Raw genomic sequence first — 1,296 nt, 5'->3', positions numbered from 1 at the left:
CTCTGAGTGCGGTCGCCATCGGCGCCTCCGCCCAGCTCATCGGCAACGGCCCGACGCTGCTGCCGCCGCCGAACGTGCCGCCGCCCGCGCCGCCCCCGCCGGTGGCGACAGTGCCCGTGGTGCCGCGCCTCGCCGATCCGCCGCCGCTGACGCACGAGAACATCGAGCCGGCGCCGCAGGGACCGAAGGCGCAGCTGCGCCGCAGCTCGTTCCACCAGCGCTTCGCGCGTTGCCTCGACGAGGGCGCCGGCATGGGGCTGAGCAGCACCGAACGCGATCGCTACGCGCGCTCCTGCGCGCTGCAATGACGTAGATACTTTGACGCGATGACAAGCGAGACGCCATGCGTGAACTGATCGAAGACGTCGCCGGCCATTCGCCGCTCGATCCGCAGGAATCGTCGCGGCTGTCGAGCCGCGCGCAATTGCCCAAGCGGTTCTACAAAGAGGCCAGCGTCGCCGAGGCGCCCGACGGCTTCGCCGTGCAGCTCGACGGCCGCTCGGTCAAGACGCCGACGCGCAATCCGCTGGCGGCGCCGACGCGCGCGCTCGCAGAGATCATCGCCGCCGAATGGCAGGCGCAAACCGACCTGATCGATCCGGCCACGATGCCGCTGACGCGGCTCGCCAACAGCGTGATCGACGGCGTCACCGGCCGCGAAGACGCGGTGACCGACGACGTCGCCAAGTACTTCTCGTCCGATCTGTTGTTCTATCGCGCCAGTCATCCGGAAGCGTTGGTGGCGCGCGAGGCCGAGCACTGGGATCCGGTGCTGTTCTGGGCCAAGGACGTGCTCGGCGCACATTTCATCCTCAGCGAAGGCGTCATCCATGTCGGCCAGCCGGAGCCGGCGATCGAAGCGGCGCGCGCCGCGCTGCCGTCCGATCCCTGGGCGATCGGCGCGTTCCATGTGGTGACGACGCTGACCGGCTCGGCGGTGCTGGCGCTGGCGCTGCTGCACGGGCATTTGTCCGCGGACGCGGTGTGGGCGGCGGCGCATGTCGACGAGGACTGGAACATCGAGCAATGGGGGCTCGACGAGGAAGTCGCCTCGCAGCGTAGCGCGCGGCGTGCCGAATTCGACGCCGTGGCGCAGGTGCTGGCCGCCGTGGCGCGCGGAAGTTAACGAGGGGTTTACGGCCGCAGTCTAGTCTGCGTCACCCTCGTTCGGCGGGCCCGCATGGCGATCACGGTCGATCCGACTCTTTCCCTCGTCGCCCTGCAGGGCGTCACCGCCGATATCGGGCTGCAGCCCGGATCGGTGGTGCAGGCGCGGGGCTGTCGTCTCGGACAGCA

General features: G+C 70.0%; 2 protein-coding genes. Both read left to right on the top strand.

Going from position 1 to position 1,296, the window contains the following annotated elements; genetic code table 11:
* Positions 1 to 308, top strand: a 308-nt coding sequence (locus I5M_RS06705; protein ID WP_085980995.1) for a hypothetical protein, incomplete at its 5' end; no start/stop codon positions are given.
* Between the two features lie 35 nt (positions 309 to 343).
* Positions 344 to 1,126: an ATP12 family chaperone protein gene (locus I5M_RS06700; RefSeq protein WP_022720692.1), complete on the top strand. Its 783-nt coding sequence runs from the start codon at positions 344 to 346 to the stop codon at positions 1,124 to 1,126.
* Positions 1,127 to 1,296: the final 170 nt, after the last annotated feature.

The sequence above is a fragment of the Rhodopseudomonas sp. B29 genome (assembly GCF_000333455.1).
GTDB lineage: Bacteria > Pseudomonadota > Alphaproteobacteria > Rhizobiales > Xanthobacteraceae > Rhodopseudomonas.
The sequence above is the reverse complement of the archived record's forward strand: the minus strand, read 5'-3'. Positions and strand labels throughout refer to the sequence as shown.

What these genes read in the sequence shown, in the direction of transcription:
- I5M_RS06700 (WP_022720692.1), top strand. Translation starts at nt 344, where the DNA reads ATGCGTGAACTGATCGAAGACGTCGCCGGCCATTCGCCGCTCGATCCG.